This window comes from uncultured Veillonella sp., assembly GCF_900545795.1.
Classification (GTDB): domain Bacteria; phylum Bacillota; class Negativicutes; order Veillonellales; family Veillonellaceae; genus Veillonella_A.
This window is the reverse complement of record NZ_URAR01000018.1, coordinates 1-24,580: the sequence shown is the minus strand read 5'-3', so window position 1 is coordinate 24,580 and position 24,580 is coordinate 1. Positions and strand designations below refer to the sequence as shown.

Below are 24,580 nucleotides of genomic sequence, written 5' to 3'. Positions count from 1 at the left end.
CAGTCAGTTGTTAGAAGCCTTATACAAAAAGAATAAAAAAGGCCGTTTTGATGCTTTGATGTACTTGATCTGCCTTATTTTTCTAATCTTAATTATCCGCTTATTTTATTTGCAGATTATGGATGGTGAATATTATCATACAAAAGCCGAAGGCAATCGCTTACGCATGGTCACTATGACGGCGGCGCGAGGCGTTATGTATGATCGAAATGGGCAAATTGTGGCAGGGTCAAGGCCGGCCTATACAGTGTCCATGATGCCGACGGGCAAGGAGATTTCCAACGAGGAACTGAATCGTCTGGCTAGAATGCTCAATATGAAAGTGGAGGCTATTAAAGAAAAAATAGACGCCCATAAAGGTGGCTATGAGCCAATCCGCTTAGCCAATGATATTACTATGGACCGCGTTACTATGATTGAAGAACATCGTCATGAGCTGCCTGGTGTTACCATAGAAGTAGAACCACTTCGCTATTATCCTTATAACACTTTGGCATCCCAGCTTTTGGGCTATGTGGGGGAAGTGAGTGAGGATGAGCTCAATGAAATTAAAACCGATAATCCAGAAAGTTTAGTAGGTCCTGGTACTATTTTAGGGCGCTCTGGACTAGAGAAGATGTATGATGATACTTTGCGCGGCATTGATGGTGGTAAGCAAGTAGAAGTTGATGCATCTGGGCGACCAGTGGCTGAGGTAGGGCGCAAAGATACAGTACCTGGCCGAGATATTCATTTGACCATTGATTTGCCTTTACAAAAGGCGGCTGAAAAAGCAGTTGCAGATCAAATTGCCTCATTGCGCGCTCAAGGCATTCCAGCTCAAGGCGCTGCAGTCGTGGCTATGGATCCTAATACAGGAGCTATTTTAGCTATGGTAAGTGCACCAGGTTTTGACCCGAATTGGTTTGCCCGTGGCATTACATCCGCTCAGTGGAATATGTTAAATAATGACCCAAATCATCCATTTGACAATAAAGTTATTTCTGGTGAATATCCACCAGGTTCACCTTTTAAAATTATTACAGGCGCTGCAGCCTTAGAGCTTAAAAAAGTAACGCCTAATGAAATGATTTTTGACAGTGGTCGTCACTGGTTAATTGACAAGCGTAATGCGGAGGGGGAAGCCCTAGGTTGGCTCGATTTTAATACAGCCTTGGCGAAGTCAGATAATGTGTATTTCTATGAAATGGGCAATCGCATAGGCATTGAAAATATTGATAAATATGCGAAAATTTTCGGTCTAGGTGAAAAAACTGGTATTAAATTATATGGTGAAGCCAGCGGTAATTTAGCTAGTCCTGAATATAAGCGTAAAGTATTTGACCAAGACTGGTATTTAGGGGAGACCTTTGATGCGGCTATTGGTCAGTCCTATACTTTGGTAACGCCATTACAAATGGCAGTATTTATGTCAGAGGTTGCTAATGGAGGCATCCGTTATCAGCCATATGTAGTAAGTCGTATAGATAATAGCGACGGTACACCAGCGGAGATTTTTGGTCCACGCCAAATCGGTGTATTGCAAGTATCTAAATCAGTTATGGATTTGATTAGAAATGCTCTTCGCGATGTTACCGCTGAAGGTGGTACAGCCGGTCAGCTCTTTAAAGGTTGGCCTATTGCCGTAGCTGGTAAAACCGGGACAGCAGAAAATGCGACGGGCCGTGACCATGGTTGGTTTGTAGCCTATGCGCCATATGATAAGCCGCGCATTGTAGTTGTAGCCTTAGTTGAACAAGGGAGTTTTGGTGCTGGTTCTGCTGGCCCAATTGTACGCGATGTATTAGCTGAGTATTTTAAAATTAATGCTAATGGCACAGAGCGTAATACTTCCAATAATCCTAATGGCACAAGTTCTACGGCGAGTGATTCGAATCGTTTAAATGGAACGAATGAAGAGTCTAAAAATGCTAACAATGTGAATAATAGTAGTGCCGCTAATGCTACATCGGGGCAGGATAGTAATTTGCAAACTACAGGACCTCAAGTGCGTTAAACTTACAAGAGTGCTAAACTAATTTTTATAAAGTAATGTAGCGCTTTAAAATACTCAATGATTCTATCTTATATGATGAGAAAGGAGCTTCCATGGGACGTATAATTGCAATTATGTCTGGTAAAGGGGGCGTGGGGAAAACTACGCTGACTGCTTCATTAGGGGCAGCCCTCAATCGGGCTGGTCATAAGGTGTTAATAACTGACGCTGACTTTGGTATGCGCGATCTTGACTTAGTGGTGGGGAAGGAAAATGATATTTTCTTTGATGCCATTGATATTTGGAAAGAGAATTGCACCTCGGATTATGCTATTTTACCCTTAAGTGATAATTTTGACTTCTTGCCAGCTACGCAAAGTCGTCGCTGGGAAGATGTGGGCCGTAAAGGCTATGCGAAGCTCATTAAGGGGTTGGCTAAGGACTATGATTATGTAATTATTGATGCTCCAGCTGGTATAGGCCGTGGTAATGAAGCAATTTTTAAAGCAGCGGATCAAATTGTGCTCGTCGCTGAACCTATTTGGGTCTCCTTGCGCGCGGTGCAACGGGTAATGCAAATGTGTCGCGAAGTGCGTCAATTGAATTATATGGTAGTACTCAATAATGTGGGTCATAGTAAAGCTGAAGTGCCCGTGGAAGAAGCTTTGGTATCTTTACAAGTAGAACATTTAGGTACTATTTTGCCATATCGACATATGATACAAAGTTGGTCCCAAGAAGGGTTATTGCATGAGGCGGTAGATTCCTTTTTTGATCATATGATGAAGGCTTTGGTGAAAGCTATTGTAGCCGATTCATACATGGAAGAAGAGGAACTTCTTAGCCTTTGGCGTCGCATGGAGCAATGCTTTGTTCATGAAAATGAAATTTCAGCAGATTCGGCAAAAACGACGGAGCCCGTAGCTATTGTGACTTCATCAGATACTGTGGATATGGCAGAAGGTGTGAGTGATGCTGAAGAGGGACAGAACTTAGATGCAATACCTGCACCTGAAGGTGCGAATACGGCAGACATAATGAATATGCCTGAAAATGACGATGACTCAGCGGTAATGAAACAGTCTGAAGTTGTAAATACGGTTGAGGATATGAAAACTGCCGAAGATGTGGAGATTGTAGATGGTAAGACTTCACCAGAAACTGAGCTTCCACAAGAGAAACCTGCTGAAGCTGAGTTGCAATCCAGTGCTACGCAATCACAGGCGGTTAGCACAGCTGTAAAAGCGGCATCAGAAGAACCTGTAGAAGAAAAGAAAAAAGGCGGCTTAGCGTCATTATTGCGCCGTCAACTTTCAAGCTTGTGGTCAAGACGCGGCCGCATGCGATAGGAGGCAAGTATGTGGCAGAAGATTTGGCGTGAATGGGACTGGACATTAGTCATATGTACAGTAGCTTTAATCGCCTTAGGCTCTGTAGTGATTGGGAGTGCGACCCACATAAATCGAGAAGGGTTAAGTTTTGACGATTTAGTTGCCAAGCAATTACTCTTCTTTTTCATAAATATGGGGGTAGTCATAGGCCTGCAATGGTTTGACTATCGCCGGCTTCGCTCTTGGGGGCGTCCGCTGTATGTGATTACCATTGTTCTATTACTGGCCGTAATGTTTGTAGGGACGTCGGCCCTGGGGGCGCAGCGGTGGATTCAAATCGGTCCTATTACGGTACAACCATCAGAGTTTACTAAATTGTTGATGATTATTAGTATGGCAGGGATGATTGAATCGAGGGTTAATAAATTAGATAGTTTTAAGTCATTATTGCCCATCGTTATCTTTGTAGGCATCCCTACTTTATTAGTATTTAAGCAGCCAGATTTGGGCACCTCTTTAGTATATTTAGCTATTTTATGCGGCATGCTCTTCGTTGGGGGAATTCGCATGCGCTTAGTTCAGATAATTGTAGGCGCGGCTGTTATATTGGCTCCTTTAGGTTGGTTCGTATTGCAAGAGTACCAGAAGCAACGTATTCTCGTGTTTTTAAATCCTAATATAGATCCTTTTGGAGCAGGTTATCATATCATTCAATCGAAAATAGCGATTGGATCTGGTATGATTTTAGGCAAAGGGCTCTTTGAGGGGACGCAAAGTCAGCTTAATTTCTTGCCGGAAAATCACACAGACTTTATTTTTTCTGTTGTAGGGGAAGAATTGGGCTTTGTAGGTTGCGTCATAGCCTTATTATTGTTATTCGTCATTATTTATCGTAGCATTGTAATTGCTCGTAGCGCCAATGATACATTTGGTATGTTGCTGGCCACAGGCATTGGTTCCATGATAGTGTTCCAGGTGCTCGTTAATGTGGGGATGACTACAGGGATTATGCCTGTTACAGGGATTCCATTACCGTTCATCAGTTATGGGGTCAGCGCATTGACTACCAATATGATAAGTGTTGGATTACTGCTTAATATTGCGATGCATCGGAAAAAATTGATGTTCTAGGATAGTTTGTATAAGTGCTAGTATAATTTAGATAGAAGCTATTCTACCCAGTAGATGGCTAGATTTTAATAGGAGGTCCTATGGTTCACTTAGATCCGAGTTGGTTGCAACATGTTGAAAAGCCAGCCCGTTATATGGGAGGCGAGTGGAATAGTGTTGTGAAAGATCACAGCGAAGTAGATGTAACTATATGTTTAGGATTCCCTGATGTATACGAAGTAGGTATGAGTCATTTGGGAATTAAAATTTTATATTCTATTGTAAATGAACGTCCTGATTTTGCGGCTGAGCGCGTATGTGCCCCATGGCATGACATGGAAGCGGAGATGCGCAAACGGAATATTCCCCTTCATTCTTTAGAAACTAAAACGCCAGTTCGCGACTTTGATTTCTTAGGTTTTACGCTTCAATATGAAATGAGCTATACCAATATTTTGAATATGCTCGATTTGGGTGGCATTCCATTTTATAGTAAAGACCGCGATTTGTCTTATCCATTGCTTATTGCTGGTGGTCCTTGTGCATATAACATGGAGCCTATTGCTGATTTCTTTGACATTGTCAATCTTGGCGAAGCTGAGGAATCCATGATTGAAGTTATGGATTTATATAAGGCTGAAAAAGCAGCGGGCTTCCCCGATGGAAAAGAAGGATTTCTTCGCAAAGCTGCACTGATTCCAGGTACTTATGTGCCAGCGCTGTATGAACCAGAGTATACTGAAGCTGGCGATTTTAAAGGTATGAAAATATTGGCGCCAGAAGCACCAGCTGTAGTAGAAAAGCGCATTATTGAGGATATGGAACAAGTGCACTATCCGACTAAACCAGTGGTGCCGTATTTAGACGTAGTTCATGACCGCGCTGTATTGGAATTATTCCGCGGTTGTACTCGTGGTTGCCGTTTCTGCCAAGCTGGTATGCTCTATCGTCCAGTTCGTGAACGCACACCAGAGCGCTTAGTTCAATTAGCTAAAGAGATTATCGCCAATACAGGGTATAATGAAATTTCACTCATGTCCTTGAGTTCCGCAGATTATTCTAAACTGCCTGAACTTGTAGATATGCTTATGGAAGAATTTAAAGATAAACAAGTGAGCGTAAGCTTGCCATCCCTTCGCATTGATGCATTTTCTATTGACATTGCTAAGAAAGTGCAACAAGTGCGCAAAAGTGGTTTAACCTTTGCTCCTGAAGCTGGTTCGCAGCGTATGCGCGATGTAATTAATAAAGGTGTTAGTGAAGAAGATTTAATTGCAGCTTGTACAAATGCCTTTAAGTCAGGCTGGAACACAGTGAAATTGTATTTTATGATGGGCCTTCCTACCGAAACTGATGAAGATGTGGCAGGCATTGCTGACTTAGCTTACAAAGTGTTGGACTTGCATCGTGAAATTACGGGCAAACGCAATGGCAAGGTAACGGTTAGCGTATCCTTCTTCGTGCCAAAGAGCCATTCTCCATATCAATGGTATGGTCAACAGAGCGTGGAAGAAATTCATCGCAAGCAACAATACTTAAAGACTCTAATTAATAATCGTAATATTTCCTATCATTATCATGATGGTGCGACTGGTTATATGGAGGCTGTATTTGCACGTGGTGATCGTCGTCTAGCAAAAACTTTAGTGGAAGCTTGGAAATTGGGCTGTAAATTTGATGGTTGGACGGAGTTTTTCTCCTTAGACCGCTGGTTAGAAGCGTTTAAAAATACGGGCATTGACCCAGATTATTATGCACGTCGTGACCGCGATTTTGATGAGCCATTGCCATGGGATCACTTAGACGATACGGTAACGAAGAAGTATTTAAAAATGGAATGGGATCGTGCTGTTAAGGCTGAATTGACACAAGACTGCCGTCGCTTACCATGTAATGGTTGTAATGTATGTCCTGCGCTTGATACGGCGATTATTGATTATAAGGAGGGTGGACGCGTTGAAAAAAATACGTTTGGCTTTAAATAAAGGTGAACAATTGCGCTTTTTATCCCACCTAGATTATGCGCAAGCAGTGGAGCGTATGATTCGCCGTGCAGAGATTAAAATGGCCTATTCTGAAGGATTTAATCCTCATATGAAAATCAGTTTTTCCTCGGCCTTAGCCTTAGGGATTACAGCTGCCGTAGAATATGTAGATATGGATATTTTAGAAGATGTGCCGGTAGAAAATATCATTGACCGATTGAAACGAGTAGCCCCTCCTGGTTTAGAGCCTCTTGATGGGCACGATATGCCGGATAAAGTGAAAAAGCTCATGGCCATTTGTAATTACGCTGTATATGAAGTTAATGGTCCTGTGATTATCGATGGTAAGGCGGCTACAGCAGAAGAGGCTGAAGCAATTGATTGGACTGCAGTACTTAAAGAGTTCAATGAGGCAGAGTCTATTGAATATGAAAAAGTAACGCCTAAAAAACGTCGTATGATTGATGTAAAACATTTCGTGAAAGAACCTGTTACAGCGACGGTTAAGGATGGTCGCGTTACCTTGCGCATGGCGATTGGCATTTATCCAGAAGGGACTATGAAGCCTGGCGAAGTATGGAGATTAGGGATGGAAAGCTATGGTTGGCCTCTAGATGAGTCGTATGCTATTCATCGTAAGGCCATCATGATTGAAACAGATGGTGTGTTAAAGACTCCATTTGAAGTGTAACTTGGTACTAGATTATTTAGCTTCTAGTTATACCTAGCTATACTTAGCTAGGTGCAGATTTTATTATGGATCATGCATATAAAAGTTAGTGTATATACATAGAAAGGAGGAGCCTATGAAGCGGATTATTGCTAATGTAATGGCCGAAGAAACTCGTTTGGTCGTAGTCGATGAAGCGAATGAATTAGTGGATATAGCGTTTCACCGACAAAGTCAGGAAGAGCTGATTAACCATATTTACAAGGGCACAGTGCGCAATGTGCTACCTGGCATGTCAGCAGCCTTTGTAGATATTGGAGAAAAGCAAAATGCTTATCTCAATCTAAAACAAGGTAAACAGACAAAAGCGATGGGCAAATTATTTGTAGGTCAGCATGTATTGGTGCAAGTCGTAAAAGAAGAGATGCTCGGGAAGGGCGCTCGCGTAAGTGCCGACATCAGTTTGGCAGGTCGCTTTATGGTGCTACTTCCTTACTCTGAAGGGCTTCACATATCTAAGCGCATTACGGACTCGGCACAGCGAGAAATTTTAACAGCCATGGCGGAGCCTTATTTAGCTCGTGGCTGTGGCTTGATTTTGCGCACCGCAGCAGCTAAGGCGGCGCCAGCGGATTTACAAGCTGACATAGAGTATTTATGGAATACGTGGGTTCAATTGCAAAACCGATTTAAAGTTGCTAAAGGTGGCACCGAGCTCTACGGAGATGCTGATTTTTGGTTCCGCGTACTCCGCGATTATGCAGCCACAGATGTGAAGGAGATTATTGTTGACCACGAAGGCGCCTATGAGCGATTGCGCGAATTATTAGCGCTTACAAAATTAGATGCTCGCATTGAGCTCATTCACTATGAAGAGCGGACGCCTATTTTTAAAGCATGGCCCATTGAAGAACAATTGGATACTCTTACGACTAATCGCGTGGAATTACCATCTGGTGGATACTTGCAAATTGATAGCACTGAAGCACTTACGGTTATCGATGTGAATTCGGCTCACTATACGGGTACCAATGCTTCAGGTACTAGCACAAAGGCTAGTGAAGTGGCTGTGGCCGTTAATAAGGAAGCCGCTCAAATGATTGCTAAGCAAGTAAGATTGCGCGATATTGGTGGCATTATTATTTGTGATTTTATAGATTTGCCGAAAAAAGCACAGCGCGATGCTTTAGTTGAAGAGTTATCAAGATTAACTCGCACTGATCGTGTAAAAACTGTTGTATGTGGTATAACATCTTTAGGTTTGGTAGAAATGACTCGTAAACGGGAGCGCAAAGGCATTCAATCGATGCTCTTTGATGATTGTTCCACTTGTGGTGGAACTGGACTTTTGTTGTCTGCTGAAACTGTGTATTTGCAGATTTTGCGTAGACTTCGCGAGCTATATCGCCTAGGTCGCTTAAAGCACGATGTGCAAGTGGAGGTACATCCTGAAGTGGCGCGCTATTTTACTAAAGATGGTTTGGCAGCACTTAGTAAAGAATTGAAGCGGACTATAAAGGTTAATTCAGATTCTGCTGGAAGTCGTGAGGCCTATTCTTTATTGGCTTTAGATGAATAAACTAGCTTTAGATGGATAAAAAGTCTATAGGCAAAGTGGAATTTATAAAATATAACATATGGTGTAATTTATGATGAAAAGAGATTTTGTAGTTGCTACAGGTCTCTTTTTTTCGTATAATATAAAGGTTAAATTAAGCAAGTGCGCTTTGTTCAAAATATTGTTAGCATTATTAGATGCAAGTCACAAGTGGAAAGGATGTCAGACCTATGTCGATGTGGGAGATAGCTTTAGTAGCTGTAAGTCTAGCTATGGATGCGTTTGCTGTAGCCATTGCTAAAGGACCTTGTATTTCAGACAAAGAACCATTGAAGCGGATAGGTCTACCTTTTTTGTTTGGCTTGTTCCAGATGATTATGCCCCTTGTTGGTTGGGTTATTGGTGCTCAATTAGCAGGAAAAATTGATGACTATGACCATTGGATTATTTTTACCTTGCTTGGCTATTTGGGGATTAATATGATTCGCAATAGCTGCAAGCCGGTTGAAGAAGGCGATATTATTTGTCATTTAGTAAAATGGCGTGAAATGTTTGTCCTCGCCTTTGTTACCAGTATTGATGCGTTGGCTATAGGTATTACTATTGCATTCTTTAATGTTAATGTATGGACAGCGGCCTCTATGATCGGCATCATTACCTTTGTCATTTCCCTGGGCGGCGTGTTTTTAGGTCAACAATTAGCTAAGCTATTGTCTGGTCGAGCAGAAATGATCGGTGGCTTTGTGCTTATTTTGATTGGCTTGAAAATTTTATTACAACATTTAGGTGTATTGGCTGTGTCAATGCTATAATTTTTTATAAATGCTATATAAATGTTAAAGAAATATTATAGAAATATAATAAAATTATAAATAGATATATAGATGTATTAACTTATAAATGATTTGACATTTGCATGTATATCATGTAAAATAAATTAGTCATAGTTTGGGTACGCCCAACTATTGCAGCCGCATGGAGAGGTTTGTAAAAAGTCCCTCATCCCATTAGGCATGAGAGAATACCGTATTCAGCGAGTTCGAAAACAAGGAGGTGTCACAATGTACGCAATCATTAAAACTGGTGGTAAACAATATCGCGTTGCAGAAGGCGATGTAATTACTATCGAAAAATTGGAAGCAGCTGCAGAAGAAACTGTAACGTTTGACGAAGTGTTAACTGTTGTTAATGACAGTGACGTGAAAGTTGGTCTTCCACTTGTGGACGGTGCAAAAGTAACAGGCAAAGTACTTGAACATGGTAAAGCGAAGAAGATTTTAGTTTTCAAATATAAATCCAAATCCAACTACCGTCGTCGTCAAGGTCATCGTCAACCGTTCACAAAGGTTCGCATCGAATCTATCGAGGCGTAAGACATGATCAAGGTTCAAATTGTTCGCAATGAGGCATCTCAGATTGTAGATTGTCACATCACGGGACATGCTGAATATGATGAGCATGGATATGATATTGTGTGCGCCGCCGTATCTTCTCTAGCTTGCACTGCTGTGCTAGGTTTAGAGCAAGTTGCTAAGCAGCGCGGCACATATACAAACAGCTCCGGTGACTTAATTATCAAACTTGATGGTGAAATCACTGATCAGAGCCAAACTATATTGGAGACTATGATGCTCGGTCTCGAGGAGATTAGCAAACAATATAGTGACTTTGTTACACTTAGTGATATGTAGGAGGTGAACGGAATGTTTACTTTTGATTTGCAATTATTTGCACATAAGAAAGGTGTATCCAGTACACGTAATGGTCGCGATAGCGAATCCAAACGTCTTGGCGTTAAATGTCATGATGGTTCCGTTGTAAAAAGCGGTAACATCATCGTTCGTCAACGTGGTACTCATTTCCATCCTGGCACTAACGTAGGTATCGGCAAAGACGATACTTTATTCGCTTTAGTTCCTGGTAAAGTTGCGTTTGAACGCGATGGTCGCTATAACCGTAAAGTTAGCGTATATCCAATCGAAGCGTAAGACTTTTTAAGTCCCCTATGATTCGGTGGCTCTTTTGAGCTGCTGAATTATAGGGGGCTTTTTTGTGGTGGTGTGGAAGAAGGAAACGGCTGTCTTCCAGGCTCTCGGCTCGTCAAGCTCGAATGTTCGTCCGTAAGACAGCCGTTTCCTTTTAGCATATTCAACATAAACGCCCCTAAGGATCTCGGGAACGGTTAAAAAGAGCCGATGAATCATAGGGGGTTAGGGGCGTTGGGGTCAAGCTCGAATGGTCGTGACATACATATATACGCAAATCATTTAACAGAAGCGCTAGAACGCCCCTAAGGAACTCGGGAACAGTTAAAAAGAGCCCATGAATCATAGGGGATTAGGGCAAATAATAAAGTTTTTTGAAAAACTTCTCGTATTATGCTTATAATGAATACGTAACAGCACATAAAATAATGATGTTTTGAGGGGCATTATGATATAGTAGTGTTCCCAAATCTGTACAAAAGTTGTATAATTAAGTCATATTCAAGAGATTCAATATAGTAGAAGCAAAGTGCATAGTAAGTATGCTTAATCTGAATAGGCTGTCAAAGTGTAGATGGTTAGTGAGCTCGTACTTGGGAAAGGGCGAGGGCACAGGGCTTCACTATGGTATGAGTAAAGGAGATCAGTATGTACGACGTAAAATCTTCTAAGGCAGAAGAATTTATTAATCACGAAGAGATTTTGGATACTTTAGCATATGCTGAAGCAAACAAAGAAAATCGTGAATTGCTTGACCAAATTTTAGCTAAAGCAGCTACATATAATGGCTTAAATCACCGTGAAGCAGCGGTTTTATTGGAATGCCCATTGCCAGAGTATAAAGAGAAATTGTTTGCCTTGGCAAAAGAAATTAAACAAAAGATTTACGGCGATCGCATCGTATTATTTGCGCCTCTTTATTTATCTAATTACTGTATAAATGGTTGCGTATATTGTCCATATCATGCTAAAAACCGCAATATTTCCCGTAAAAAGCTAACTCAAGAGCAAGTTCGTGAAGAGGTTCTTGCGTTGGAAGCTATGGGGCATAAGCGTATTGTTATTGAGTCTGGTGAAGATCCAATCAACAATCCATTGGAATATATTTTAGAATGTATTAAAACAATTTACAGCATTAAGAATAAAAATGGCGAAATTCGTCGTGTTAATGTAAATATTGCAGCTTGTGAAGTGGAAGACTACAAGAAACTACATGAAGCAGGTATTGGTACATACACATTATTCCAAGAAACATACAATAAAGAAAACTATGAAGCGCTTCATCCACATGGACCAAAGAGCAACTACGCATACCATACTGAAGCTATGGACCGCGCTATGAAGGGCGGCATTGATGATGTAGGGATTGGCGTACTTTATGGCTTAGAGCATTATCGTTATGATTTTGTAGGTCTATTAATGCATGCAGAGCATTTAGAAGCTGTGTTTGGCGTAGGTCCTCACACTATTTCAGTACCTCGCATTTGCCCAGCTGATGATATTGATGTAGAAGATTTTAGCAATGCTGTGCCTGATGATGTATTTGAAAAAATCGTAGCTTTAATTCGTGTATCCACACCATATACGGGGATGATTATGTCTACTCGTGAAAGCCAACGCATGCGTGAACGCGGTTTAGCGCTTGGTATTTCGCAAATTAGTGGTGGTTCCCGCACAAGTGTAGGTGGCTATAAGGAAGAAGAGCTTCCAGAAGATAACTCTGCACAATTTGATACTAGTGACCAACGCAGCTTAGATGAAATCGTTGACTGGTTGTTAGAATTAGGTTATGTACCAAGCTTCTGTACTGCTTGCTACCGTGCTGGTCGTACAGGGGACCGTTTCATGGCGTTAGCTAAGAGTGGTCAGATTCATAACTGCTGTCAACCAAATGCATTGATGACTCTTAATGAATACTTACTCGATTATGCTAGTGATGAAACTAAGGCAACTGGTGAGGCTGTTATTGAAGAGCAACTTCATAAGATTAAAAATGAAAAAGTTAAAGAAGCATCTGCTAAATACATTAAACAGATGGAACATGGCGAACGCGATTTCCGTTTTTAATTGATAAAATAATCGTATAAAAATTAAAACTTAGGGAATGAGTGATTACATTTTGATAATCACTCATTTTTTTTTATGTCACACGTATTGAGAAAAATTATAGAATTTTATTTTACTAACAAGCAATATAGTGTATAATATAATTAAATTGATAATGATAATAGACTAATTAATTGTGTAAGGTTTAAATTGAGATTGAAATTCGATTAGTATATGAAGCCTGCAAGTATGTATTTGAGAAGTAATTAAAAAGTTATTACAACGCAGTTAAAATATATGTGATGTAGGTAATGTGATGCAAGTAATATAATGTAAGTAATGTAATACAGGTAATTTGTGTCATCTTTATGACACTCAGCACCTGGCAAATGCAACTAGTATACGAAACATTGAATGGGAAATCTGATTTAAACAGAGATAGAGTGAGACGATACATATGAAACAGTGTAAAGCGAAACGATGGCGCTTGGCACCTAATAATCAGGGTGTGGAACAGGAGCTGGTAGACAGTCTTGGCGTATACCCTATTGTAGCGAAATTATTAATCGATCGAGGTATTACAACAGCTGATGCAGGACGACAGTTTCTAGGTGGTCAGTTAACTGACCTTCTAGATCCTTTTTCTTTAAAAGGTATGACAGAAGCTGTTCCCCTCATTGAAGAGGCTGTGGAGAAAAAGGATAAAATTGTAATTTACGGTGATTATGATGTAGACGGTATTACAGCTACGTCCTTGATGTATCGATTTTTAAATCGCTTAGGAGCCAATGTAAGCTATTATATTCCAGAACGACAAAGCGAAGGCTATGGATTAAATGCTGAAGCCTTAGAGCATATTATTGAAGCAGGAACCTCCTTAGTTATTACCGTAGACTGTGGAATTAGTTCCTATGATATTGTGGAGTCTGTACGCGACCGATTGACTATGATTATTACGGACCATCATACGGCACCGCCTATTATTCCACGTGCAGCGGCTGTAATTAATCATAAACAGCCAGATTGTCCATATGCAGACAAAAATTTGTCTGGCGTGGGTGTGGCATTTAAACTCTGCCAGGCCTTGTGGCAACGTCGTACAGGGGAAGAGTATTTAGAGGATTTAGATATTGTAGCCTTAGGTACTGTAGCTGATGTGGTTCCTCTAGTTGGGGAAAACCGCATCATTGTGCGCGAAGGCTTACGAAAGATGAATGATAGTCCTAATATGGGGATAGCTTCTTTGGTGGATGTAGCGGGGCTTGGTGGCAAGAAATTGACTGCTGGACATATAGGTTTTACTTTGGCACCGCGGCTTAATGCTGCAGGGCGTGTAACACATGCTACGAGAGCCGTGGAGCTTCTCACCACTGAGGTACAAGCCGAGGCCAATGCCATTGCAGAAGAATTACAGGAAACAAATTTAGAGCGCCAGCAAATTGAACGCGCCATACATGAAGAAGCGCGTCGCGATGTCCTAAATCAAGGTGAGCTAGCCGATAAAGTAATTGTTGTTGCTGGTGAAGGTTGGCATCCTGGTGTGATTGGTATTGTAGCATCGCGATTAGTTGAGGAATTTTACCGCCCCACTTTAGTTATTAGTATCCATGATGGTATCGGCAAAGGGTCCTGTCGAAGCATTGATAATTGCGATATTTATGAAGCCTTGAAGTCAGCCGAAGATGTGTTACTTCAATTTGGTGGTCACAAGCAGGCTGCTGGTTTTAGCATTGAAGAGAAAAATATTCCGGCCCTTAGACAGCGCCTTACTGAATATTGTAAAACAGCGCTAACAGAAGAAGATTATGTGCCCATCGTTGATATTGATGCCGCTATAGAGCCTGAAGATATAACAGTGGAGCTTATTGATCAGATTGAAACTTTAGAGCCTTATGGCATGGGCAATAGTACGCCGATTTTTGCTATTAATTCTATTTTAGTGCAAGATGTATTTTTGCTAGGACAACAGAAAAATCATTGCAAGATTATTTTGCAGTCAAAACTAGGTCCTTTGGATGCTATGATTTGGCATGGTGAGGAATACCATCGTGAAATCTTCCCGGATGAAGCGGTTAAGGTGGCATTTTCCTTACAAAAGAATGAGTGGCAAGGGCGCATTTCACCGCAGCTCATGGTGCAGGATTTAAGTCCCTTAGAGTCGCAACGAACTAAACTAACTACAGAAGGCTTGCGCGCTATGTATGTGATTGTAAAGGATATATTTAGAAGCCCTACAGCTCCTAAATATATTGTGGAGTCAGAAGTTATTCATCGCCATCCAGCCGATCAAACAGATAAAGAAGCTATATTGGCTATTGAAGTGTTTAAGGAATTAGGCATTTTACAAGAGGAAACAACGGCCAATGGCCTTACTGTATATCGCTGGTGCCATGTGAAGGAAAAACTAGATTTAATTACGTCCCTGACCTTTTTAAAGTACAGCACCTAGGGGGGTGAGGTATATGATAGAAAATGAAGAAGGAAAAGAGCTGGTCGAGCAGACGGCTTTTAATAAAGAAGAAGAATTACATAATTTTATGGAAATTGTTCAATCGTATTTAGATGAAGACGATTGTAAGCGAATTATGCAGGCCTTTGAGGTGGCTGATAAGGCCCATGCAACCCAAAAACGTGCCTCAGGGGAGCCTTATATTTTGCATCCCTTGGCGGTAGCGACTATTTTGGCGCATTTGCAAATTGATGGCACTACCTTGATTGCTGCTTTGCTCCATGATGTAGTAGAAGATACAGATGTTACTTTGGAACAAGTAGAAGAGCTCTTTGGTAAAGAAGTGGCCTTCTTAGTAGATGGTGTGACCAAATTAAACCAATTCCAATATCACACGAAGGAAGATCAGCAATTAGAGAACTATCGCAAAATGATTCTCGCCATGGCGAAGGACGTGCGCGTCGTAGTTATTAAGCTTGGTGACCGCCTTCATAATATGCGCACCTTAAAGCATATGCGCAGTGATAAGCAAAAACGAATTGCTCAAGAGACATTAGAAATTTTTGCGCCATTAGCTCATCGACTCGGGATTTTCAATATGAAATGGGAACTTGAGGATTTATCTTTCCGCTACTTAGAGCCAGATAAATACTATGACTTAGTGGAGCAGATGAAGGAAAAGCGTCATGTGCGCGAGGAAATCGTAAATGACACTATGGAACAACTTAAAAAATCTCTTGGCGATGTCAATATTAAGGCAGATGTAAAAGGTCGTCCTAAACATTTTTATAGTATTTATAAAAAAATGAAGAAGGATAATCGCGATTTATCACAGATTTATGACTTATATGCAGTGCGCGTTATTGTTGACACGATTCCTGATTGTTATGCCGTGCTAGGCATCGTTCATAATTTATGGAAACCATTGCCATATCGCTTTAAAGATTATATTGCTATGCCTAAGTCCAATATGTACCAATCTTTGCATACAACGGTTATTGGCACTATGGGGCATTCTGTAGAGATTCAGATCCGCACTTGGGATATGCATCGCGTTTCAGAGTATGGTGTAGCCGCTCATTGGCGGTATAAGGAAGGGAATAAGGGAGGCGACAAGGATTTTGACCAGAAGGTAGGTTGGCTTCGTCAAGTCCTCGAGTGGCAAGATTCGAGTAATCCTAAGGAATTAGTAAATGCATTAAAACTTGATGTGTTCTCCGGTGAAGTATTCGTCTTTACACCTCGTGGCGATGTAGTAAAATTGCCAAAAGGGGCTGTGCCTTTAGATTTTGCCTATCGAATCCATACTGATGTGGGGCATCGCTGTGTAGGGGCTAAAGTAAATGGGAAAATCGTATCCCTTGATTACACCTTACAAAATGGTGATATTGTAGACATTATTACGTCTAAAACAGGTAAACCAAGTTTAGACTGGCTCAATATTGTAGGTTCCACAGAGAGTAAGAGTAAGATTCGCAATTGGTTCAAAAAAGAAAACAAAGAAGAAAATATGGTTAAGGGCCGTGAAATGCTTGAAAAAGAAGCGCGTCGCCTTAATTATGATTGGAAGGCCCTCAATACGCCAGGTCGCTTAGAGCAAATTGCGAAGAGCTTAAATGCAGGCACTGAGTCAGAACTCTTATCGGCTGTAGGCTATGGCGGTATTCCGGTTAACTCAGTGCTGCTTCGCATTGTTGATATGTATAAGCGCGAAGTGGCCAAGGAAGATAATCGCCGCGATACGATGGCGCTATTAGAGCGCTTGAAAATGCATGAGCCAGTGCGCAAGCGTTCTAGCACGGGCATTCTTTGTAATGGTGAGCCAGATGTAATGGTGCGTATGGCTCGTTGTTGTAATCCGGTGCCAGGCGATGAAATTGTAGGTTATATTACGCGTGGCCGTGGTGTGTCGGTGCATCGCGCAGATTGTCCTAATGTAGGACATACGCAAGAAGATGTGGACCGCATGATTGAGGTTGAATGGGATGTGGCTACGAAGGATAATTTCCATGTAGCCGTCGATATTCAGGCTTATGACCGGGGTGGTATGCTCATGGAAATTATGGCTACTTTATCGGAGATGAAGATTAATATTGTAAATATTAATGCTAAAGTTGATGATACTAAGAATGCCAATATTAACTTAGTTATTGAAATTCGCGATTTATCGCAGCTCGACTTTGTTATGACTAAATTGCGTCGTATTCGCGATGTATTCTCTGTACAGCGTGCCAATGGCAGTAATTAATAGATTATACTGTCTTTGCAGTGCATATGACTAGAATATTACAGAGATTGTAACTTAGAATGTGGGAGGTTGTGCATGAGAGCCGTAGTACAGCGTGTAAAACATGCTAGTGTTACCGTAGAAGGTGACGTAGTAGGCAAGATTGAACAAGGCGTACTCGTATTACTTGGCGTAGGCAAAGGTGATACGGAAAAAGATGCCGTGTATTTAGCTGAAAAAATTGCTAATCTGCGAATTTTTGAAGATGCAGAAGAAAAGATGAATCTATCTTTATTAGATATTAAGGGCTCTATGCTGGCTGTGTCACAATTTACTTTGTATGGCGATGTACGCAAAGGACGCCGACCTGGTTTTGATCAAGCGGCACCGCCAGACGAGGCCAATCGCTTGTATGAGGTTTTTGTGGAAGCGGTTAAGAAGTTAAATTGCCCTGTTGAGACTGGCGTATTCCAAGCTGATATGAAGGTTGAACTTCTCAATGATGGGCCAGTAACAATTTTGCTAGATAGCCAGAAAGTGTTTTAGATTACAACTAATTTATGATAGAACCAATTTATAATAAAGGGTATAAATTTACTTCGAAGGGAGTGATGAGATGAAATTATATCGTTTGCCTTTAGGGCCATTACAGACTAATTGTTATATTGTAGGGGATGATAATTCATCTGATTGTTGGATTATAGACCCAGGCTCTGAAGGAACCTATTTAGTTGATTTATTGAAGGAACGAGGTTTAGAACCGCAGGCGATTTTACTCACTCATGGTCATGGGGATCATATTGGGGCGGTGCAAGCATTAGTGGATAATTACCAGATTCCTATTTATATTCACGAAAAAGAAAAAGAATTTTTAACTAATAGTCAGGTGAATTTAAGTGCGGCTATGGGACTAAATATTACTGTTCAAGGGGACGTTCATTATGTAGAAGATGGACAGATCTTGCCGTTAGGTCCTTATAATTTTAAAGTTCTCTTCACCCCTGGACATACTCCTGGCGGCGTGTGCTATTACGGAGAAGGTGTAGTCTTTGCCGGTGATACCTTATTCCAAGAATCCGTAGGGCGCACAGATTTTCCAGGAAGCAATTTTGATGATTTAGTGTTGGGGATTCAAGACAAATTATTCCCTTTGCCTAGTGAAACTGTAGTGTATCCTGGTCATGGACCGGAGACTACCATTGGACATGAGAAGACATATAATCCTTTTGTTCGTTAGGTGGTGAATCATATGATAAAAAAATCAACACAGTATTGGATTCGCACCGTGTTGATTGTTATATCAATCATATTTTTCTGGGCCATTGTGCCTGTATTATGGCCGCTTATTGTATCATGTATTTTTACATTGATTTTGTTACCTATCGTAAATATGATACAAGATTATGCGAGAAAGCGGTTGAGGTGGACTTGGTTCCCTCGATTTATGGCAATCATTCCAGCCTTTTTACTTGTCGTATTAGTCATGGCCATTTTAATTAAATTTATTGTTCTGCCATTTATGACAGAGTTTACGCGACTCATCAATAATATTCCAAATTTGATGGCGCAGTTAAATGAGTTGTGGCAAGCTATAGCTACTACGTCATATGTTAAATTGCCACCGCAAGTTGATGCAGTGGTGACGAACACATTAAATCGCATTAGTACGTATGGTGTGGAATTGGCTCAGCGCGGTATATTTGCCATCTTTTCTTTGGCCACAGCGATGCTGGAATTTTTACTCGTACCGATTATTACCTTTTATTTATTAAAGGACGGACGACGTTTAAAAGAAGCCTGTTTAAACTTATTTTCACCGCCATATAATCGTTACTTAACTGATGTGGTCAATCAAATTCATCGCACCATGGGTGGCTATTTGCGCGGTTTATTGGTTTTGGCGACCAATATGTTCTGCATTACTTTGATTATGGCCTATGCCTATGAATTGCCTTATCCTTTAGTGCTGGCCCTATTGGCAGGCATGGCGGAATGGATTCCTATTATTGGCCCTATTATAGCGGCCGTACCAGCTATCGTCTTAGCCTTCATTATTAGTCCTGGCTTAGCATTAAAGGTAGCGATTACATATTTTATTCTGCAGGTCTTAGACGGTCAGATTATAATGCCTAAGATAATGGGCCATGTTATCAAACTTCATCCTTTAGTGGTGTTGATGGTAATTTTTATAGGTGGTTATTTCTTTGGTATTATCGGCATGATGACGGCCGTGCCTATGACGGCGATGTTACAAATTATTTTAAATAAATTATGGTATTATAATTCGTATTACTCAAAAAAGGATGTGTAATTATGAACACTACATTGGAAAAATTAAAAGAACGCATTAAAGACAAAAAATACAAATTGACTACACAACGTCAAACTATTTTGCAAGCCTTTATCGATGCAGAAGAAAAACATCTTTGTGCGGAAGATGTATATGTTCTTGTAAAACAAGTAGCACCTGATATCGGTTTAGCTACTATTTACCGCACCTTGGATTTATTTACTGAGCTTGATCTATTAAAACGCCTTGATTTTGGCGATGGCCGCAATCGCTATGAGTTAAATGATGAAGAATTTGCTCATTTCCACCATCATCTCATTTGCGTAAAATGTGGCTGTGTAAAAGAGTTTGAAGATGATATGTTAGAAACATTAGAGTCTATCATCGCTAAAAAACTTAACTTTAAAACGATTGACCATCAACTAAAAGTATATGGATATTGCGGCGACTGCCAAGAAAAGATGAAGGCAGAAGAGGAAGCGGCTAAGAGTGAGTAATATTCATACATATTCCTATGAAGGGCCATTACCATTAGGCAGTGTAGTGGCCCATCATTGTGGCGCAGCCGGCTTAGTGACGGCCAAAGAGGCGCATTGGCAATTAGTAGGGCGTGAAGCTGAGTCAGGGCAATATATATTAGATGTATATGAAGTTGCTGAGTCTAGTATTTCCTCAAATCAGGCTAGTCAAAGGGCTGATGAGGGGCTAGCAGATAGTTCTGAAGCGATACTACTAAAGCCAAAAGAACGTGAACTAAAGGCTACTATTTATGGTGAAATTAGCTCGGCTGGGCGCACGCGTATGGGCGGCGAACTACTTCGCTTATTGCGTACGGCCCAAGGACTATCACCGGTTGGTGAATGGGGCACTATGGTAGGTGTTCGACCGACTAAGCTATTTCATAAACTTTGGGATGCTGTTGAACAGGATTATGCAACAGTAGAATCTAGTTCTCATGATACAGTGCAATGTGGTCCTCAGAGTACAGAAAAATCTAGCCTCTATGCTACAGCGCAATTTACTCCCCATGCCACAGTAGAGTCTAGTCCTCAGATTACAGAGAAATCAAGGGCCACTACTATGGACGGCAAAGTAGCCCAAAAGGCGAGTGATGCGCTTCATGCCTTACATGAAGTGAGTGAATCAAAGCTTAGTTTATTGAGGCAAATAGGTAGCTTACAAAGGCCCTATGTGGCACCGCACGAGGCGATGAAGCAACATGTGAGCGTATATGCGGGTATTCCATTTTGCCAGACTCGTTGTACCTATTGCTCCTTTCCTTATGGACTCATACAAGATTATGGGCGCATTCCAGATTTTGTAGAGGCCTTTCAAAAGGATGCTAAGCATGTAGCTAATCTAGTGGAGCAATATAATCTATCGGTTGATAGTTTATATATGGGTGGTGGCACGCCGACGAGTTTATGTGATGCGGATTTTCAGCAAGTTCTTGAAACTTTGCAAGTATTACATCAAGGTGATAAAGAATTTACTGTAGAAGCAGGACGACCTGACTCGGTAACAGCTCACAAATTAGATACTATGAAACGCTTGGGGGTAAATCGCATCAGCATTAACCCTCAGTCTATGCACGATCATATACTAAAAGCTATTGCAAGAGGCCATAAAGCAGAGGATATAAAGACTTTGTATGAAGAGGTAAGACGCAACACTGACTTCATTGTGAATATGGATTTTATTGCTGGTTTACCACATCAGACATTAGCACATATGAAAGAAAACTTAGATTACGTTTGTCAGGTAAGGCCTGAAAATGTTACAATTCATACATTGGCGTTAAAACGAGGGAGCCCTTTATATGATGGACAAGGACTTCAATTTATGCCAGAAGAGGCAATTGTAAAAGAGATGGTGCAGCTAAGTCGCGAGCGTCTTGAGGCGGCGGGCTATGTACCGTATTATGTATATCGCCAACAATATATGCGCGGTCAACTAGAAAATATCGGCTATACTTTGCCCGGTTATGAATGTGAATATAATATTCGCATTATGGAAGAGCGTCAGAGTATTATATCTATTGGGCCAGGAGGCTCATCCAAATGGATATATGGAGCTGACTATAGGCAGCGAAAACAACATATACCAAAGGATGTGTCGGTGTATATCGATACATTGGATCGATTGTTACAAAAGCGATCAACGCTAAGTAAAATACATTGGGAGGGATAATTATGGCAATTCAAAAGCCACGAGGCACACAGGACTTTTTGCCTGCAGTCCTTGGCAATTGGCGCTATATGGAAGAGGCTATTCGCAAGCTTTGTGCGGCCTATGGATTTGAAGAAATTCGAACCCCTATTTTTGAGGAAACAGGTTTATTTTTGCGCGGTATTGGAGAAACTACCGATGTAGTGCAAAAGGAAATGTATTCATTCCCAACAGGGGATAAAAAAGAACAGACATATACTTTACGTCCTGAAAATACAGCGTCTGCTGTGCGTGCGTATTTAGAAAATAAAGTATATGGACAAGAAAGTTTGACTAAATGGTTTTACATGGGTCCTATGTTCCGCCATGATAAACCACAGGCAGGACGCTATCGTCAGTTCCATCAATTTGGCGTAGAAGTACTAGGTACGCAGGCACCAAGTGCTGATGCGGATGTTATTTTGATGGCCTTACAACTCTTTAGTGACTTAGGACTTAAAGATTTGAGCGTACAAGTTAACTCTGTTGGTTGCCCGAATTGTCGACCAGCTTACCGGGAGAAGCTAATTGCCTTCTTCGAACCAAAGAAAGAGCAATTATGTGAAGATTGCCAAGGTCGCTTGTACAAAAATCCAATGCGCATTTTAGATTGTAAAGAAGAAAGTTGCAAAGCACTTAGTGTGGGCGCTCCAGAAATTTCTGATAATTTGTGCGATGAATGTGCAGGTCATTTTGAACAAGTAAAACAATTGCTAACTGCAGCGGAAGTAAATTACACAGTTAATCCACGCCTCGTTCGAGGCCTTGATTATTACACCAAAACAGCTTTTGAAGTGCAATATGCACCACTTGGCTCTCAAAGTGCCATTGCCGGTGGCGGACGCTATGATGGCTTAGTGGAGGAACTAGATGGTCCACATACGCCAGCTGTAGGCTTTGCTATGGGTATTGAACGAGTATTGCTAGCTTTAGAGAAACAAGGTTTATTACCAGAAGCGACCATTGAGCCATCAGTGTTTGTCGTAGCTTTAGGGGAAGCGGCACAGCTTGAAGGCTTTAAAATTGTGCATGCGCTTCGCAGTGATTATATTAAGGCGTCCATGGTAGGCGAAAATAAAAGTATGAAGAGTCAGCTAAAACATGCTAACAAAACTCATGCAAAATATGTTATTATATTGGGTGATGATGAATTAGCTCGTGGTGAAGCAATACTTCGCTATATGGAAACGAGTGAACAAGAAACAGTGCCATTAGCGGAAGTGAAAGCACGTATAACCTCATTAGTGAAAGGATGACAATAATGGAAACAATGCAAGGATTGCACCGTACACATGGCTGCGGTACTATCAGCGAAGAACATATCGGTAAGGAGGTTGTTCTTTGTGGTTGGGTAGAGCGCCGTCGTGACCATGGTGGCTTAATCTTTATTGACTTACGAGATCGTTCTGGCGTAGTTCAAATCGTAGCTTCTCCAGATCATAATTTAGAATCATTCCACAAAGCAGAAGATGTGCGTAATGAATTCGTACTTTGCGTGCGCGGTAAAATTACAGAACGCGATGCAGAAGCTGTAAACCCTAACTTAGTAACTGGTCGTTTTGAAATGTACTGCGAAGAGCTTCGCGTGTTAAACAAATCTAAAACACCTCCATTCTATATTCAAGACAATATTGATGTAGATGAAAATATCCGCTTAAAATATCGTTATTTGGACCTTCGCCGTCCAGAAATGCAACGCAATTTAATCCTTCGTCACCGCGTGACTAAGGCAATGCGCGATTTCTTAGACAATCATGATTTCCTTGAAATCGAAACACCAATGCTTACTAAGAGTACACCAGAAGGGGCTCGTGACTATTTAGTACCATCCCGTGTAAATCCTGGCAGTTTCTATGCCTTGCCACAATCTCCACAGATTTTTAAACAAATCTTGATGGTAGCAGGCTATGAAAAATATTTCCAAATCGTACGTTGTTTCCGTGATGAAGACCTTCGCGCTGACCGTCAACCTGAATTTACTCAGCTGGACTTGGAAATGAGCTTCATCGACCAAGAAGATATTTTAAAACTTCTTGAAGGTCTTGTTCAACATATTTTCAAAACAACTATGGACATTGATATTCCAGTGCCAATGCCTCGCATTACTTGGGATGAAGCGATGGAAAAATATGGTTCCGATAAACCAGACCTTCGCTTTGGCATGGAATTTACTGATGTAACTGATCTTGTTCGCACTACAGAGTTTAAAGTATTCCGCTCTGTTATTGACAATGGTGGCGTAGTAAAAGGTATTGTAGTACCAGGCGATGCTGGTATTCCTCGTCGCGAGCTTGATGATCTTGTAACTTACGTAAACCAATATGGTGCTAAAGGTCTTGCTTGGGCTTGCTTCAATGAAGACGGAACAATTAAATCTCAAATCATGAAGTTCTTAGGTGAAGATACTATCCGTGCAATTGGTGAAAAAATGAATGCACAGCCTGGCGATTTAGTGTTAATGATTGCAGATAAACCAGCTGTAGTAGCAAAAGCTCTTGGTGAACTTCGCCTTGAAATGGGCCGTCGCATGAACTTAATTGACCAAGATAAATTGGCCTTCACTTGGGTAACTGATTTCCCAATGTTTGAATATAGCGAAGAAGAAAAACGCTATGTAGCTATGCACCATCCATTCACATCTCCACGTGCTGAAGATATTGAAAAATTAGCTACAGACCCAGGTGCTGTTAAAGCCATTGCTTATGACATGGTTCTTAATGGTGTAGAAATTGGTGGCGGTAGTATC

20 protein-coding genes are annotated in these 24,580 nt (G+C 41.1%); all 20 read left to right on the top strand.

The window, feature by feature from the left end; translation table 11 throughout:
• Nucleotides 1-7 precede the first annotated feature (7 nt).
• A complete protein-coding gene (gene mrdA / locus QZR90_RS08015) occupies nucleotides 8-1,996 on the top strand; it encodes a penicillin-binding protein 2 (RefSeq protein ID WP_295790612.1) in 1,989 nt (662 codons plus the stop codon).
• Between the two features lie 92 nt (nucleotides 1,997-2,088).
• The gene (locus tag QZR90_RS08010; RefSeq protein WP_295790609.1) at nucleotides 2,089-3,324 is read left to right on the top strand and encodes an AAA family ATPase; all 1,236 of its coding nucleotides are present in this window, start codon (nucleotides 2,089-2,091) and stop codon (nucleotides 3,322-3,324) included.
• A gap of 9 nt (nucleotides 3,325-3,333) precedes the next feature.
• Nucleotides 3,334-4,437: a rod shape-determining protein RodA gene (rodA, locus tag QZR90_RS08005; RefSeq protein ID WP_295790607.1), complete on the top strand. Its 1,104-nt coding sequence runs from the start codon at nucleotides 3,334-3,336 to the stop codon at nucleotides 4,435-4,437.
• A gap of 80 nt (nucleotides 4,438-4,517) precedes the next feature.
• Nucleotides 4,518-6,401 (top strand): TIGR03960 family B12-binding radical SAM protein, encoded by a 1,884-nt coding sequence (locus QZR90_RS08000; protein ID WP_295790604.1) that lies wholly within the window; start codon nucleotides 4,518-4,520, stop codon nucleotides 6,399-6,401.
• Nucleotides 6,373-7,092, top strand: a complete 720-nt coding sequence (locus tag QZR90_RS07995) for a TIGR03936 family radical SAM-associated protein (protein WP_307984890.1) — start codon at nucleotides 6,373-6,375, stop codon at nucleotides 7,090-7,092. Before QZR90_RS08000 ends, QZR90_RS07995 begins: the two co-directional genes overlap by 29 nt.
• A 115-nt stretch (nucleotides 7,093-7,207) precedes the next feature.
• Nucleotides 7,208-8,650 (top strand): Rne/Rng family ribonuclease, encoded by a 1,443-nt coding sequence (locus QZR90_RS07990; RefSeq protein WP_295790598.1) that lies wholly within the window; start codon nucleotides 7,208-7,210, stop codon nucleotides 8,648-8,650.
• 209 nt (nucleotides 8,651-8,859) lie between these two features.
• Nucleotides 8,860-9,441 (top strand): manganese efflux pump MntP family protein, encoded by a 582-nt coding sequence (locus tag QZR90_RS07985; RefSeq protein ID WP_295790593.1) that lies wholly within the window; start codon nucleotides 8,860-8,862, stop codon nucleotides 9,439-9,441.
• A 249-nt stretch (nucleotides 9,442-9,690) separates the two neighbouring features.
• The gene (rplU, locus tag QZR90_RS07980; protein WP_295790589.1) at nucleotides 9,691-10,002 is read left to right on the top strand and encodes a 50S ribosomal protein L21; all 312 of its coding nucleotides are present in this window, start codon (nucleotides 9,691-9,693) and stop codon (nucleotides 10,000-10,002) included.
• A 3-nt stretch (nucleotides 10,003-10,005) separates the two neighbouring features.
• A complete protein-coding gene (locus QZR90_RS07975; protein ID WP_295790585.1) occupies nucleotides 10,006-10,320 on the top strand; it encodes a ribosomal-processing cysteine protease Prp in 315 nt (104 codons plus the stop codon).
• A gap of 12 nt (nucleotides 10,321-10,332) precedes the next feature.
• Nucleotides 10,333-10,617: a 50S ribosomal protein L27 gene (gene rpmA, locus QZR90_RS07970; protein ID WP_295790580.1), complete on the top strand. Its 285-nt coding sequence runs from the start codon at nucleotides 10,333-10,335 to the stop codon at nucleotides 10,615-10,617.
• 645 nt (nucleotides 10,618-11,262) lie between these two features.
• The gene (gene hydG / locus QZR90_RS07965) at nucleotides 11,263-12,681 is read left to right on the top strand and encodes a [FeFe] hydrogenase H-cluster radical SAM maturase HydG (protein ID WP_295790577.1); all 1,419 of its coding nucleotides are present in this window, start codon (nucleotides 11,263-11,265) and stop codon (nucleotides 12,679-12,681) included.
• Between the two features lie 436 nt (nucleotides 12,682-13,117).
• Nucleotides 13,118-15,109 carry a single-stranded-DNA-specific exonuclease RecJ gene (recJ, locus tag QZR90_RS07960; RefSeq protein WP_295790574.1) on the top strand — a complete coding sequence of 664 codons (1,992 nt, stop codon included), beginning with the start codon at nucleotides 13,118-13,120 and terminating at the stop codon, nucleotides 15,107-15,109.
• A gap of 13 nt (nucleotides 15,110-15,122) precedes the next feature.
• Nucleotides 15,123-17,357 (top strand): bifunctional (p)ppGpp synthetase/guanosine-3',5'-bis(diphosphate) 3'-pyrophosphohydrolase, encoded by a 2,235-nt coding sequence (locus tag QZR90_RS07955; protein ID WP_295790571.1) that lies wholly within the window; start codon nucleotides 15,123-15,125, stop codon nucleotides 17,355-17,357.
• A 75-nt stretch (nucleotides 17,358-17,432) separates the two neighbouring features.
• Nucleotides 17,433-17,882, top strand: coding sequence for a D-aminoacyl-tRNA deacylase (gene dtd / locus QZR90_RS07950; protein ID WP_295790567.1), 450 nt, complete (start codon nucleotides 17,433-17,435; stop codon nucleotides 17,880-17,882).
• 70 nt (nucleotides 17,883-17,952) lie between these two features.
• The gene (locus tag QZR90_RS07945; RefSeq protein ID WP_295790565.1) at nucleotides 17,953-18,573 is read left to right on the top strand and encodes an MBL fold metallo-hydrolase; all 621 of its coding nucleotides are present in this window, start codon (nucleotides 17,953-17,955) and stop codon (nucleotides 18,571-18,573) included.
• Between the two features lie 12 nt (nucleotides 18,574-18,585).
• A complete protein-coding gene (locus QZR90_RS07940) occupies nucleotides 18,586-19,647 on the top strand; it encodes an AI-2E family transporter (protein WP_295790562.1) in 1,062 nt (353 codons plus the stop codon).
• Between the two features lie 2 nt (nucleotides 19,648-19,649).
• A complete protein-coding gene (locus tag QZR90_RS07935; RefSeq protein ID WP_295790560.1) occupies nucleotides 19,650-20,123 on the top strand; it encodes a Fur family transcriptional regulator in 474 nt (157 codons plus the stop codon).
• A complete protein-coding gene (gene hemZ, locus QZR90_RS07930) occupies nucleotides 20,116-21,816 on the top strand; it encodes a coproporphyrinogen dehydrogenase HemZ (RefSeq protein WP_295790558.1) in 1,701 nt (566 codons plus the stop codon). Before QZR90_RS07935 ends, hemZ begins: the two co-directional genes overlap by 8 nt.
• Nucleotides 21,817-21,818: 2 nt before the next feature.
• Entirely contained in the window at nucleotides 21,819-23,090 is a 1,272-nt protein-coding gene (gene hisS / locus QZR90_RS07925) for a histidine--tRNA ligase (protein ID WP_295790554.1), read from the top strand.
• Nucleotides 23,091-23,095: 5 nt separating this feature from the next.
• A partial coding sequence (gene aspS, locus QZR90_RS07920; RefSeq protein ID WP_295790551.1) for an aspartate--tRNA ligase occupies nucleotides 23,096-24,580 on the top strand: 1,485 nt, incomplete at its 3' end.